Consider the following 13783-nt stretch of genomic DNA (forward strand, 5'->3'; position numbering starts at 1 on the left):
CGGGCAACGTTTCTAATGATCCAGAGGACAAGCCTTTGCGTTTCAGCATACATGTTTGTGATTTCCCTCTCTTGCCGCGGTACAACTCATTTACGGAGTAAACTAATGCCCTTTTCAGATGTCCGCACTACCCGTCGGCAGTTTCTGATGTCGAACGCGACAATAGGCATGGGGCTCCTAGTGGGTGTTGATTTATCCGAAGGTAGTCCAGAACCGACGATAGACAAAACTTTCCAACCCAATGCTTTCGTGCGCGTACTCCCTGATAATTCCGTTCAGCTTGTAGTCCACAAGCACGATTCAGGAACGGGCACAAAGTCGTCGCTTGGTGCAATTCTTGCAGAAGAACTAGAGGTAGGGCTTGAACAGGTGACGGTAGTATCCCCGGAAAACCCGTTCTTTCACGACTATATCCACCCGCAATGGCACGTATTTTCAACCGGCGGCAGTACAAGTGTGATGCTTGAGTTTCAAACCCTGCGTAAAGCAGGTGCCATGGCACGCATCATGTTGATCAATGCGGCTGCAGATCGTTGGGGTGTAAGTGCAAGAGAATGCCATGCGGAGCAGGGACAAGTCATCCACTCGCAGACAGGGCGGCAACTGGAATATGGAAAGCTGGTTCAAAGCGCAGCGCTGATGGCAACACCCACAGATGTAACATTGAAGAAGCCCGACGAATTCCGAATAATTGGCAAGCTCACTCGCAAAATCGATACTATGGCCAAGCTTACCGGTGAGCACACTTTTGGTGTGGACGTCAAACTGCCCAACATGCTGACCGCTACCATCCAACACGCGCCAATGGTTCACGGCCGGGTCAGAACGATGAACCAGGAAAAAAGTCTCGCAGTATCCGGCGTGCGCCGGATACTCATTGTTCCTGCAGCAGATCGTTCAGTCCTGGGCGGCAATCAAGAAGGAGTAGCTGTACTGGCTGACAGCTACTGGGCTTCGATATCGGGACGCGACCAATTGAAAATCGAGTGGGACGATGGTGAATTTGCCGGTTTCAACAGCGCGGATATTGCGCGTCAACAAAGGTCCTCCCTTATCTCACCACAAGCGCAATTCGTACGCACGATTGGCCACGGGAATGCTGAACAGGTAATCTCGGGAGCAGCCAAAACCCTGCGAGCAGAATATATTATGCCCTACAAGGCTCAGAATCCCATGGAGCCCCAAAGCGTAACTGTCGAAATTCGCGACGGAAAAGTCCATTACTGGGGAGGAATCCAGGTACCCAGTAATGCATTGTTTGCCGCCAGAACTCTTCTTGGGCTTGGCGAGGAGAATGTGGTGCTGCACGAACTGACCGGCGGCGGGAGTTTCGGAGCCAGGGAATCGCGGCATTGGCTTCTAGAGGCAACCTATCTCGCCAGGGAAACCGGACGGCCGGTTAAATTGATGTATAGCCGTGAAGATGAAATGAAGCAGCTCTACTACCACGCTGCCACTTTGACGGAACTGACAGGAGCAATCGATCAAGATGGAGATCTGTTGGCGTTGAAACTTCGCGCGGTCTCTCCGGCATCTCCGGAAGAATGGGAGCCAGGCTACAATGAACGCCAGGATAAGATGGACTACAGCACGACGGAATCGATCTGCGCATGGGATTTTGCCTATGCTCCCAAACACCTGGATATCGGTTGGATACGTCACGAAACCGGTATGCCGACCGGATGGTATCGGGCAGTCAGCTTTATTCCCAATGTATTTGCCACAGAGAGCTTCATGGACGAAATGGCGGAGCTCGCTGGAAAAGATCCGCTTGCCTTTCGCATATCTCTGATGTCGGAGAGGCCACGCCATGTAAATGTTCTTCGCAACGCAGCTCAACGCGCGGGTTGGCACAAACCCCACATGCCAGGGCGATCATTGGGACTTGCAACCAACCAGGGCTATAAAAGCTTTGTAGCAATTGTGGCTGAACTCGAACAAACCCCAAAGACGATAGAGATACGTCGTATCACATGTGTTGCCGACTGTGGACTCGCAGTGCATCCTGGAAGCGTTGAAGAACAACTCTACGGAGGCATAATGTGGGGCTTGGGGCATGCCCTGTTTGACCGTATCGATTTCATCGAAGGGCGTGTAATACAGACCAACTTTGATAATTATGTCGTCATGCGTCAGTCTCACATGCCGGATATCGACATTACTGTTGTACAGGGGGATCCTGGACATCCCACTGGCGTTGGAGAACTTTCAAATCCAAGTGTCGTTCCCGCCATCGCCAACGCCTTATCCAGACTGACTGGTAAACGGCAACGTAGCACGCCATTCGTAATGGCATAAGAACCAATGTCCGTTGCGGGGAGGAGAAATGCTCTTACTCTCCTCATCTAACGCCGACAAAACTTCGGCCACAGCGCCGGTTCAGACTAAGTCCGCGATCATCCGGGTCGGATAACGCAACGATATCGGTGATATAGCTTCTTGAAAATTCGATCCCCCGCGTCTCGGAATTTCCTTGCGGTAATCTACTCACAACTGAACGAAACCGTGTCTTCTAACACGCGCCGAGCTATTCTTTTTGTGAGCAGATTAATGTACTCCCAGAACTCTCGACGATCATCACGTCTTTCGATCCCAGATCGCCAGTCAAGACCGACAACAATGCCCATGGCGTCGATGCTCGAAGCCCTGCGCTGAGTTTAAGAAATACAACGAGGAAATGTAATGCCTGCAAAAACTACATTTGGTATCGCTGCACGCTCTTCCTCAAAAACTCACCATTCTGTTAATGATGGATTAGATTAATCTGCTGTTTTGCCCCCAGCTTCCACATACCGACGCAAAGTAGAAATAGGCGGAGAAACCTTATCATCTTTTAAGCCGCCCATCAATTTTTTGAAGGCAGACCAAGGATTTGACGAACACCATCCTTCGAGAAAGGTTGTGTCAATTGTGCGAGAAACCCCTTTGCAACCTGGCCTTTGATGCCAATGTCTGCGGACGAGGATCGATCCGGATTAAGATAAGTCCGGAAAATTTGGTCGAACAAGACAATGTTCTCGCCGTAATTGGTATTCCCTTCGCGAATGTCCTTCGAATGATGCCACCGATGGAGGCGGGGCGTACTAAACACATAGTCAAGTATCCCCGTCCTCATATCGACATTGCAATGGGTGAGAATGCCTACAAAAGCAGTAACGGCACCTAACCACCAGAAGATCTGCAGCGGCGCACCCAAAAGGTAAAGCGGGACTTGGCTCAGCGCGACCTTGAACAGGGAGTCGATGACATGAAACCGGCCGGTATTGACGACCCAAAGCCGCGTCACAGAGTGATGCAATGCGTGGAAACGCCAGAAGAAAAGCCGTTCATGCGCGATGCGATGCGACCAATATAGGCCGAACTCAGCAATGATTACGGCTAATGCCACCTGTAGCACGAAAGGCAATGTGGACGGCCAAAAGCTGAACTGAAGCGTAGCCAACGGCTGCAGAACACCGGCAGCCATCATGGGGAATAGTGCCGCAGCAAGTGCGGCGAATTGCACAAGCCCTTTGGTCAACAACGTATGGGCGATATCGTTCACGGTCTCACCATCCGCATCGAGCCAGCGGCCCTCATACGGAATAATGCGCTCCATAATTAACAGCGTAGCAACGGCGACGGCGTACACTACAGTGAACGACACCATAGGATGATTGCTGTTGAAGGCGAACTTGGCGCCAACCAGCCCGAAAAAGAACACCGATGGCCATCCACAGTATCGGAGAGCCCATCTGAATGGCTCGAAATTCAACATCCGTTTGAAGCTCCTGTTTCGGTGAACTTTTTAAGTCGTTTCTGCTTACGAATCCAAGGGTATGGTCAGGTTCGGCCGGAGCGGTACGGTGGTTAGATGTCATTTAAATTGCACCCTATCGAACAAACTGCCATCCGCTTCGAATGGAGCCCAAACTGAAAGCTGAACTTTTCGGCTGTTGAAAATACAGCAACCTTTACCTCCAGAAAACGCTTCAATGAGATGGATATCATTCTACGTAAAAAAAACCCTGCATACCGTCATCTCCTAATATAGATTGCCAGTCAGGTTTCATCGCCATATCTGTCCGAAAACATAATCCCCTTGTCTTATACGCGATTGAACTGCTGTCCTTGCTCGGCGATGGGTCAAGCGTTGCAACTCTGATGGCGGCGATAAATTAGTCGCTAACACAGTACACAAACTGCAACTTCTGGGTTTTTTTGCCGTCGCACATTCGTATTGATGGCGTGGTCGCAGACGTCCCTGATCGTTTGCTCTCCAAAATCTTGTTTAACCAAATGCAGCATCATGTCAATCGCCGCCGCCCCCTCCTGCACAGGCCTAGATGTTCTCATCAACTCGATAGATTCCCAGATCAACAGCTGTTGTTATGAACTGTCGAACAAAACATTCCATGTTTTCCAATGTATCGTTCAGGTTTTGCCATCGGCATATCCGACTGCGCCGCAAGCATATAAGAACCGTCCCAATGCCGCTGTTGCAACAGCATTGTTATGGCACTCATACAACCATAACTTGAAAATCTTGTTAGCTAAACCGATTCTACCAGCCTTGCTATAGATACAGACCATGCCTGGGCACGGATCGTTGAAGAAATATCGGTGCCTCTCAGCCACTGAGCTGCGTTGTAAGTGCTACGCCGTAGCTCGCACTCACCTGGCCTCCGGTTTCCGATGCAATGCGCCTACGATAAGCTTGGAAATCAAGAGCCTAGTTTGTCAGCCGCAACGTTTCAACGGCGAGAGAAGACTCAAACAGGAAAAATCGGAGGCCAGATTGAAACCCAACACAACCGCTGTTGCGCTTTGAAAGTCATGATACTTTTTTAGACGGCGTGACCAAACCGACCGGATTCCGTTAATGCATCAACTGCTTTGATTGTCACATTGTAGATACTTCTCGATTTGCTTTTGTGAATGTTCCTCGGTGCCTTTCGATCATTCTCCCCTCTACACCCCCACTTTCACACGACCGATGGGGTGCGAACAGCAGGCTAGGATGAAACCATCGTCTATGTCATCGTCGGTGATACCGCCGTTGTGTACCATATGGACCTGCCCTTCGAGTTTCTGGATCTTACAGGTCCCACAAATTCCCATAGTGCAGCCGGAAGGGATCATCAGACCCGCTACACGAGCGGAGGTAAGGATGGTGTCCGTTTCCGAACAGGTCGTCGTAACGCCGGACAGTGCGAACTCGATTTCGGCACTGTTTTCCTGTTCTGGCGTCACATCATCCGGCACCAGTTCGGTTTCAGGCAATGGCGCGTGAAAGCTCTCCTGATGATAGCGATCCATGTCATAGCCGAGCCCGATCAACGCTTCGCGCGCCGCTTGCATGAAGGGTTCCGGCCCGCAACAGAACACTTCGCGCTCCAGATAATCCTGCGCCATCAAGCCCAGCATCAGCTGGTTAAAAAAACCTTTGTATCCAGTCCATGGACTATACGGGTCATTGTCCTCGACGACCCATTTGAGGTCTATCCCGTTAACGCGTGAGGCCATCTGCTCCAACCGTTCTCGGAAAATAATATCCGATGGGCGTCGGGCGCAATTGACGAACACGACGTCCATATCGCGCCCCGAGTCGTAGAGATAGGTGGTCATGGACATCATTGGCGTGATGCCCGACCCTGCCGAGATGAACAGATATTTGTCGGCCGGGTGATGCGCGATAGTGAATTTTCCGCCAGGACCGATCACCCGCAGTCGCATGCTTGACCGCATGTGGTCGAACATCCAGCGCGTGCCAACGGAATCCGGCTGCGCCTTTACGGTCATGGTCAGCGACGTCGGTCGGGACGGAGACGACGAGATCGTATAGGTCCGATATACCAGTCCCCCGGGAACGGGCAGTTGCCATGTCAGAAACTGCCCCGGATCGAAGTTGAACAGCGCTCCAGACGGCGACCGAAAGCAGAAGGTCATAACATTAGGCGCTTCCGGTAGATAAGAAACGCATTCAAGCTCCTCCGCATCCGTCCAGAATGCGAGCTTCGGCCTCGTCACCACATGCATGAACTCACTCCGCAGCAATCTGGAACGATGTGAGCGAACGCTCCAGCCAATGCACATACCAATCCACGAACTGGACCACGCCGCTTTCCTGATTGGGCGAATAGGGTCCCGGCGTGTATGCGGGAGAGAATATCCCGCGTTGGTTAGTCTCAACTACTTCGCGGTCCTCATCATTGGTGGCTATCCACACTTCCGTCAGCCGCTTGAGATCGTAATCTACACCCTCGACGGCATCCTTGTGCACAAGCCATGTGGTCGTCACTTCCGTTTCCGTCGGACTGATTGGCGTGACGCGGAAAGTCAGTGAATGATCCGGCAGGAAATGGTTCCATGTGGTGGGATAATGAAACATAAGAAGCGAACCGGCGTCCGGTAGGGCAACGCGACCAAGAGGCTTGGTGACACCTACCTTGCCGTCCATCGTGTAACTGACGGCCTTGTCCTGCAGAGGAATGCGCGTAACACGGTATTGTCCATCGTCTGATAAGCGAAACTGTGCGGGTGCACCGGCTGCCTCGCAGCGATCGAAATGCGCCTGAAGTTCAGACGATACCGAGCCGTCCGGCGAGACGCCGGCTACTTCGGGATCCAGCGGGAACGAACGGCACAGCGCCGGATGATTACTGCTGCAATGATAGCATTCACGATTGTTTTCCCAGACCAGCTTCCAATTGCCGTTCTCCACGATGGTGGAACTATACGCAACCTTAGCATTCTCAAGGTCATGCACTTCGAGATAGGGGGGCACCATTTCGGCAAAAGATTCGAAAGGCGGTGGTGCGTCGGACAGGCAGATATAGATCAATCCAACGAGATTGCGCACGTGCACAGACTTGAGGCCATGAGTAGATGGATCGAAGGCCAGCCCCATATCGTTGGCCCATAGAAGTTTTCCATCGAGTTCATAGGTCCATTGGTGGTAGGGACAGACAAGTTTTGCGACCAGCCCTTCGCGTGCCTTGCAGATGATGGAACCCCGATGGCGGCAGGAATTGTGGAAAGCGCGGATTTCATTGTCACGTCCTTTGACGATAATCACATCATGAGCACCAACGCGCATGGTTGCATAACTGCCAGGTTTCACCAGTTGGCAAGCTGGAATCGCATAGAGCCATTCTTTGTAGAAAATCTGCTCCAGATCCATCTGATAGATGTCAGGCGATGTATAGAATGGTTGTTCCAGAGCATGGCCAGGCTTTCGACGGGCCAGCAATTCTGGTACCGAGACTTGAGCGTTCATGATGACGAGTTCCTACCATTTGTTTTGAACCAGTCTAAAAACTGTCAGGCTCGTCTCACATTTTGACAATAGCACTTTTTTTCAACATGGATTAGTTTAAGTAATCTCAATGTTCCCCCGCCACTTTGCTGGCTTCAAGATTGCGGATGAGGTTTCTGTGGCCAGACCTTATGACCTTTCCTCCATAACCGCACTCATCTGTTTTGAGGCTGCGGCACGCAATCTCAGTTTCAAGAAAGCCGCGCAGGAACTGAACGTTACACCTGCGGCAATCAGTCACCAGATAAAGGCGCTTGAAGCGGACCTTGGATGCGTCCTGTTCATGCGGCAAAACAAGGGTGTGGAGCTGACGGAGAAAGGCGCATTTTTATTCGTGGCGCTGCAACGAGGCTTTGAATCCATCTCCGAAACCGTCAGCCAGTTGAGGGAGAGACCGGAAACTGTGGATGTTACCGTGCGCTCCACGACGGCTGTGAGTTCATTATGGCTGACACCAAAGATTTCAGCGTTCTGGAAAAACCACCCCACAGTTACCATTGCGCAGATTGTTAGCGATGTTGCGTCCGACACCAGCCGTTGTGACCTTAGCATCCATTATGGCATCCCCGACGAAGGCAGCGAATGCTGCAGTCTCTTTCGCGACCGCATCGTGGCGCTTGGGACACCTCGCTTTGCGGAGCAATATCGCATTTCCACAATCGAGGATCTGGTTTCGGCCCCGCTGATCCATTCCAGCGGCGAAGAAACCAATTGGACAAAATGGTCAGACTGGTTTTCATCGCTTGGCCAGCCCGCTCCGAAGGGTCGTAATTTCTACGTCAACAATTACATGATTGCACTACAGACTGCGCAAGACGATCTTGGCGCAGTTCTGGGGTGGGATGGATTGGTCAAAAGCCTCTTGCATGAGGGAAGGTTCGTACAACTCGTGCCAGATTGCATCACTTCGCCAATGCTGTTCTATCTCAAAATTCATCCGCGTGTCTCAGCGAAGGCGCGCATTTTTGCGGAATGGCTCGTAGGAAATGTCTGAAACCTTTATGCCTAAATACTTTCCCATGGGAAAGTATCGAGTCGTTCGGCACCATTATTCGTGACCAGGATCTGGGTTTCCAGTTTGATGCTTTCAGAACCTTTTTCGGCAATCAGGCTTTCAACGTTAAGTACCATATTCTCCTCAATCGTCCCGTTGAAATCATTATCGAAATCCGGATGCAGCAGGATACCTGGCCATTCGTCGGCCATCCCAGTCCCATGGACTGCCAGCGAATAGCGATAGGGGATGTATTTCTCAGGTATGCGCCAGCTTTTCTCGTTGAACTCAACGAAGCTCACACCAGGACGAATGATTGAAAGATTATGGTCGATCTGGTCCCGGGCAGCGGCGTAGAGCTCCTTTTGCTTTGCATTCATCGCGGCATGGCCGCAGGTCCATGAGCGCGACAGGTCGGCGCAATAGCCGTACGGACCTATCATATCTGTATCAAAGGCGATCATCTCGCCTTGTTTAATGACGTAATCCGAGCATTCCTGATACCATGGATTTGTCCGCGGGCCCGCTGTCAGCAGTTTGGTTTCGAGCCATTCGCCGCCGCTGCGTGCATTTTCGAAATGAAGCTCGGCCCAGATTTCGCGCTCTGTGCGCCCCGGTTCGGAGACCTCGTACATGCGCGCCATACCTGCCTCACATACGCGAATGGTCCAGCGCATCAGTTCGATTTCTTCCGCACTTTTTATTGAACGCGCCCGCTCGGCCAGTTCCTGCCCATCCAGCAAGACAAAGCCGCGTGCCTGCAATTCAAACGCCGGCCCCGGTTCCAGGCGATCCACGGCAACACGGTCATTGACGCCATGTTGCTTGATGATACCGGCGATCTCATCAGCCCAGGATTTCATTCGCTGTTCAACCAGATTGCCGGCTGTGAAGAACAGAAAGGATTTGGCTGTACGGACCTCATCGACCCCGGGCAGTCCGTCATTGACATGTTCAGCGCCTTCGAATTCGAACATGATGGCAGGTCCTTCTGCCAGAATAAGCGCGTAGCGTGAGGGATTGTGCATTGTCCATATGCTCATATCGGACGAATCCAGCGCATAACGAATGTTGACGGGATCGTAGAGCAGCAGCGCTCCACAATCTGCCTGGCGCATCTTGAAGCGAAGGCGGTCCAGGCGATAGCGTCTTGCCCTATCGAGCGTTTCGATGGGTATCGGGCTGATTAATGGTCGATCCGCACCATCTGGATTGAGATAAGTGTGTTTTCGCTCATCTTTGAAGACCGCTGCACTTTGTCCGGTCATATGGTCGTCAGGCGCCATTCAAATATTCCTCTTCAAGCAAAGCGCCAGGAACTTCGGACGCCAGTTTCGCATCCGAAGCAATCATTTAAGTGGCGCTCGTGGGTTTCTCAGGAACAAGGAGAGAATTTCGAGCAATACGGCAGATGGGACAGGCGTCCGGTGATCAGTGCAGGACGCCGTTCTTTTTTGCGGTCCAGGTCGCCAGATAATCCATCAACGCTGGCGAGAGGCAGTCATAGGGTTCAAGCCCGATCTCTTTTAGCCGGGCCCGTATGCCTGCCATTTCATCGGGATCAACGCCGCCTTCAATGACCGAGGATACGAAGGCTGCGAATTCCGGTCCTGGCCAGTCTGCGTTTTCGAACCGTTCTGGATGGATGAAGGATAGCCCCTGGAATGCATGTTCACGCTCAACGGGACCATGCATGTGCACACCGCATTCCTTGCAGGCATGGCGCTGAATCAAGGCGCCAGGATCGACGACGGCAAGCTTGTCGCCATTTTCAATAACGCTCACCTTTTCCGTCGGCGCGACAGCGACGACAGAAAAGGCAGCACCTTCCGGCTTCCAGCATTTCGTGCAGCCACAAGCGTGGTTATGGGTGATCGGGGCTGCGACCTTCACCTTGACTGTGCGTTCGGAACATTTGCAGGCAAGTGTCCCGCCGGGAAACTGACTGCTACCTTTTTGCTGTCCGTTCTGGATGGCAGGATGTAAAAGTCTCGTGCTCATTTCTTCCTCCCGTGATGTTATGTTTCAGTTTTTTCGTCGACCGGTCGTTTCACCAGAAGCGCCCAGAAGGCGAAGAGTGGCATATCGAGCGAGCGCATGGCGTGCTTGATACCGGGAACATTATAGAACGAACCACCGATGCCCGGTGAGAACCAATCATCGTCCGCCTGACTGAATTCGCCATCGGAGCAAACGAGATAAACCTCTTCAGGAGCATGGTTGTGATCGGGATAGCGGACATTGGGGGCAAGCAGCGTCGCGCCGATCCACACATCGCCACGCTGTTCAATTCCGCCAGTACCGACTACCATAGCATTGCCATGTCCGTCCGCATAGTTGGCGCTGGCTGAGCCCTCGGGATCGACACGTCGCCGCCAGTCAAGGCGAGGCGCGATCGCTTGGAAGGTTACTATCAGACGGCGGAGCAATCGATCCTTGACATCGATGGCCAAGGCAGCGTCAAGATGCTGGCAGACCGGCAGTTGCGTCCCCTCGCCCACGCGCTGTTCCCCTGGCGTTTTGAGTACATCGAATATCTGACCGATTGAACGTCTGGATTCATCATGACCGGCGAATTGACCGAATGCAGCCTCAGCCGCATCAAGAAAGGCCTGCAATGCTTCATCACGAACCGTCATGCGAACCTCCATGAGCTTCAAATCGGGAATTATCTCCGGATCATATATCCTTCGCTAGCCGCAGACCGTCATAAATCGCGGCATGAGTGTTACGCGCTGCGACAGCGTCACCGATCCTGAAAAGCTGGAATGTTCCGTCTGGATTGCGAACGACCGATTGCCGCTGGCCAGCCAGCAACTGTTTATAGGACGTTTCGCCACCATTGAACGATAACGGTTTGAGTTCGAAATAGAGTTCATCCAATGGAATGGTGCCGTGGTTGACGACGACCTGATCGACAATGCGTTGCTTGACGACACCACCATAGTCACTTCCAATTTGCGCGACTAGCTGGTTGCCGGTCTTTTCGACCGACTCCAGACGGAAGGTCACGGTGAACGTTACATCAAGCTTTTGCAACGAACGCATATAAGGAACGAGGTTCATGGCCATGACCTCTGGCGCAAAAGCACGATCAGGCGTCATGATTTCAACTTTGGCACCTGACTGTGCAATGATTTCCGCAGCCTGCAGGCCTGAATGATCGCCTGCATCGTCATAGACCAGGACATTGGAACCCGGTTTTACATCTGCAGCGATAATATCCCATGCCGAGACGACGAGTTCGTTGCCCTTGGCCAGCACTTCGGTATGTGGCAGGCCACCGGTGGCGATTATCACCACATCAGGCGCGAGTGCCTGAACTGCTTCGGCATCGGCCCATTTGTTGAAATGAAAGATAACGCCGTGCTTCTCACATTGAGCCATACGCCAGTCAATAATGGAGATCATCTCGCGTCGACGTTCGCTTTGAGCAGCCAGGCGGACCTGGCCGCCGGGATGTGCAGAAGCTTCAAGGACAATGACTTCGTGGCCACGCTCGGCGGCGACGCGCGCTGCTTCCAGACCAGCTGGTCCCGCACCAACAATCACGACCTTTCGGCGCTCCGTAGCCCTGTCGACGACATGTGGCATGGTCAGTTCGCGACCCGTGGCGGCGTTGTGGATACAATAGGCGGCACCGCCCTGATAAATGCGGTCAAGACAATAATTGGCACCGACGCACGGACGGATATCGTCCTCGCGCTTTTCCATTATCTTGCGCACGATATGCGGATCGGTCATATGGGCCCGGGTCATGCCAATCATGTCAACCTTGCCTGATGCAATGGCATGACGCGCCGTAGCAACATCTTGAATCTTGGCGGCGTGGAAGGTCGGAAAATCGGTCGCCGCGCGTATCTCGCCAGCAAAGTCGAGATGCGGCGCGCTGGCCATACCCTGAATTGGTATCACATCGGTGAGGCCCGCATCGGTATCGATATGGCCACGAATGATGTTGAGATAATCGATCAGGCCGCTGTCCCTTAGGCGACGCGAAATCTCGATTCCCTCAGCCTTGTCCGTTCCCCCGGGCAGGGTTTCGTCGGCGGTATAACGAACGCCGAGAATGAAGTCGTCACCGACACGCTTGCGTATCGCTCGAAAGACGTCGAAACAAAACCGCATGCGGTTTTCAAGCGAACCGCCGTAGGAACCGTCGAGCTCGTTGGTGAGCGGCGAGTTGAACTGGTCGATGAGATGACCATAGGCCTCCAGTTCTACACCATCCATGCCGCCCGCCTTCATGCGTTCGGCGGCATCGGCGAAATCGGTAATGATGCGCTCGATATCCCAGTCCTCGAGTTTTTTGGGAAAAGCGCGATGCGCGGACTCTCGATGATGCGAGGGAGCGACGACCGGCAGCCAGTCAGCCTTGTCCCAGCGGGTACGCCGGCCCAAATGAGTGAGCTGTATCATGATAGCCGCACCTTCTTCATGCACGGCATCGGTCATTTCTTTGATCCAGGGGACAATCTCGTCCTTGTAGGCGAGAAGATTATTAAACACCGGCGGACTATCCCGCGACACGGCAGCAGAACCCGCTGTCATCGTAAGGGCTACCCCGCCTTTCGCCCGCTCCACCGTATAGCCGCGGTAGCGTTCCTTGGGCATTCCGTCATCGGGATAGGCAGGCTCGTGGGAGGTGACGATGATCCGGTTCCTAAGCGTCAGATGCTTGAGCTGGTAGGGCTGCAAAAGAGGATCATTCGACATGGCTCGTGTTCCCATTTATGGATATTTTTCAGGAAACTATGGCGAACTGTACATAACTGTCAAGTAATATTACATCAAAGTAATTTAATATGACATAACTGTACAATTTGCTTGCGTCGAGATAAACTTGTTTGCTAGGAGTTGGAAATGGTTGAAGCGGTTCAAGACAGCGGTTGGCGGGGCTCAACAGACGGATGGCTGGAGGCGGCTTATCAAGCATTGCTGGAATCCGGTGTGGATTCAGTGAAAATCCAGCCTTTGGCCAAAAAGCTCAATCTTTCTAGGACCAGTTTTTACTGGTTTTTCAAAGATAGGGAAGAACTGCTCTCTGCACTTATTCGGCTATGGCGAGATAAAAATACAGGAGGCATTGTCAGGCAATCTGAAGCCTACGCTGAATCCATAGCAGAAGCCATGTTGAATGTCTTCGATTGCTGGCTAAATAACGATCTCTTCGACTCGAAGTTCGAATTCGCCGTACGGAGTTGGGCACTACAATCTCCGGATATCCTGGAAGAAGTTCGAGACGCAGATAGAGTTCGTATCGAGGCAATCAAGCAAATGTTCGTTCGTTTTGGCTTGACTGACATTAGCGCTGACGTGAGGGCCAGAACGACTTATTTGGTTCAGATCGGCTACATCTCTATGCAATCTCGAGAGGATATTGCGACGAGAATGAAGCGAATTCCCGAGTACATTGCGATTTACACCGGGCACACACCTGAACGTCGAGAACTAAACCGTTTCTTTGCGCGACACGGTTTCAGGGATTAGGG

At 52.4% G+C, this 13783-nt stretch carries 10 protein-coding genes; 3 read left to right on the top strand and 7 right to left on the bottom strand.

All coding sequences use genetic code 11. The features are described 5' to 3' along the window. Window positions 1-105: 105 nt before the first annotated feature. Window positions 106-2298 carry a xanthine dehydrogenase family protein molybdopterin-binding subunit gene (locus tag CQZ93_RS24275; RefSeq protein ID WP_105545052.1) on the top strand — a complete coding sequence of 731 codons (2193 nt, stop codon included), beginning with the start codon at window positions 106-108 and terminating at the stop codon, window positions 2296-2298. Window positions 2299-2845: 547 nt separating this feature from the next. On the opposite strand, the gene olsE is transcribed toward CQZ93_RS24275, so the two are convergent. The 3 genes from olsE to CQZ93_RS24290 all read right to left on the bottom strand — a co-directional run bounded on the left by olsE (window position 2846) and on the right by CQZ93_RS24290 (window position 7258). Continuing rightward, complete coding sequence (olsE, locus tag CQZ93_RS24280) at window positions 2846-3757, bottom strand: ornithine lipid hydroxylase OlsE (protein ID WP_105545053.1); 912 nt, start codon at window positions 3755-3757, stop codon at window positions 2846-2848. 1193 nt (window positions 3758-4950) lie between these two features. Further along, window positions 4951-6018, bottom strand: a complete 1068-nt coding sequence (locus CQZ93_RS24285; RefSeq protein WP_105545054.1) for an FAD-binding oxidoreductase — start codon at window positions 6016-6018, stop codon at window positions 4951-4953. Window positions 6019-6022: 4 nt separating this feature from the next. After that, complete coding sequence (locus CQZ93_RS24290) at window positions 6023-7258, bottom strand: aromatic ring-hydroxylating oxygenase subunit alpha (protein WP_105545055.1); 1236 nt, start codon at window positions 7256-7258, stop codon at window positions 6023-6025. A gap of 157 nt (window positions 7259-7415) precedes the next feature. Here CQZ93_RS24290 and CQZ93_RS24295 point away from each other — a divergent pair, with 157 nt between their 5' ends. After that, on the top strand, window positions 7416-8291 hold the full coding sequence (locus CQZ93_RS24295) for a LysR family transcriptional regulator (RefSeq protein ID WP_105545297.1): 876 nt from the start codon (window positions 7416-7418) through the stop codon (window positions 8289-8291). An 11-nt stretch (window positions 8292-8302) separates the two neighbouring features. Here the strand turns inward: CQZ93_RS24295 and CQZ93_RS24300 are convergent, their stop codons facing one another. From CQZ93_RS24300 to CQZ93_RS24315, 4 genes are all read right to left on the bottom strand, one after another. Then, window positions 8303-9577 (bottom strand): M24 family metallopeptidase, encoded by a 1275-nt coding sequence (locus CQZ93_RS24300; protein WP_105545056.1) that lies wholly within the window; start codon window positions 9575-9577, stop codon window positions 8303-8305. A gap of 145 nt (window positions 9578-9722) precedes the next feature. After that, window positions 9723-10292, bottom strand: a complete 570-nt coding sequence (gfa, locus tag CQZ93_RS24305; protein ID WP_105545057.1) for an S-(hydroxymethyl)glutathione synthase — start codon at window positions 10290-10292, stop codon at window positions 9723-9725. A gap of 17 nt (window positions 10293-10309) precedes the next feature. Beyond that, entirely contained in the window at window positions 10310-10930 is a 621-nt protein-coding gene (locus tag CQZ93_RS24310) for a dimethylsulfoniopropionate lyase (RefSeq protein WP_105545298.1), read from the bottom strand. Between the two features lie 40 nt (window positions 10931-10970). Then, window positions 10971-13007: an NADH:flavin oxidoreductase gene (locus CQZ93_RS24315; RefSeq protein WP_105545058.1), complete on the bottom strand. Its 2037-nt coding sequence runs from the start codon at window positions 13005-13007 to the stop codon at window positions 10971-10973. Between the two features lie 147 nt (window positions 13008-13154). Between CQZ93_RS24315 and CQZ93_RS24320 the strand changes: the two genes are divergently transcribed. Then, the gene (locus tag CQZ93_RS24320; RefSeq protein ID WP_105545059.1) at window positions 13155-13781 is read left to right on the top strand and encodes a TetR/AcrR family transcriptional regulator; all 627 of its coding nucleotides are present in this window, start codon (window positions 13155-13157) and stop codon (window positions 13779-13781) included. Window positions 13782-13783 lie beyond the last annotated feature (2 nt).

This window comes from Ochrobactrum vermis, from assembly GCF_002975205.1.
GTDB lineage: Bacteria > Pseudomonadota > Alphaproteobacteria > Rhizobiales > Rhizobiaceae > Brucella > Brucella vermis.

What these genes read in the sequence shown, in the direction of transcription:
- CQZ93_RS24275 (WP_105545052.1), top strand. Translation starts at nt 106, where the DNA reads ATGCCCTTTTCAGATGTCCGCACTACCCGTCGGCAGTTTCTGATGTCG.
- olsE (WP_105545053.1), bottom strand. Translation starts at nt 3,757, where the DNA reads ATGTTGAATTTCGAGCCATTCAGATGGGCTCTCCGATACTGTGGATGG.
- CQZ93_RS24285 (WP_105545054.1), bottom strand. Translation starts at nt 6,018, where the DNA reads ATGCATGTGGTGACGAGGCCGAAGCTCGCATTCTGGACGGATGCGGAG.
- CQZ93_RS24290 (WP_105545055.1), bottom strand. Translation starts at nt 7,258, where the DNA reads ATGAACGCTCAAGTCTCGGTACCAGAATTGCTGGCCCGTCGAAAGCCT.
- CQZ93_RS24300 (WP_105545056.1), bottom strand. Translation starts at nt 9,577, where the DNA reads ATGGCGCCTGACGACCATATGACCGGACAAAGTGCAGCGGTCTTCAAA.
- gfa (WP_105545057.1), bottom strand. Translation starts at nt 10,292, where the DNA reads ATGAGCACGAGACTTTTACATCCTGCCATCCAGAACGGACAGCAAAAA.
- CQZ93_RS24310 (WP_105545298.1), bottom strand. Translation starts at nt 10,930, where the DNA reads ATGACGGTTCGTGATGAAGCATTGCAGGCCTTTCTTGATGCGGCTGAG.
- CQZ93_RS24315 (WP_105545058.1), bottom strand. Translation starts at nt 13,007, where the DNA reads ATGTCGAATGATCCTCTTTTGCAGCCCTACCAGCTCAAGCATCTGACG.
- CQZ93_RS24320 (WP_105545059.1), top strand. Translation starts at nt 13,155, where the DNA reads ATGGTTGAAGCGGTTCAAGACAGCGGTTGGCGGGGCTCAACAGACGGA.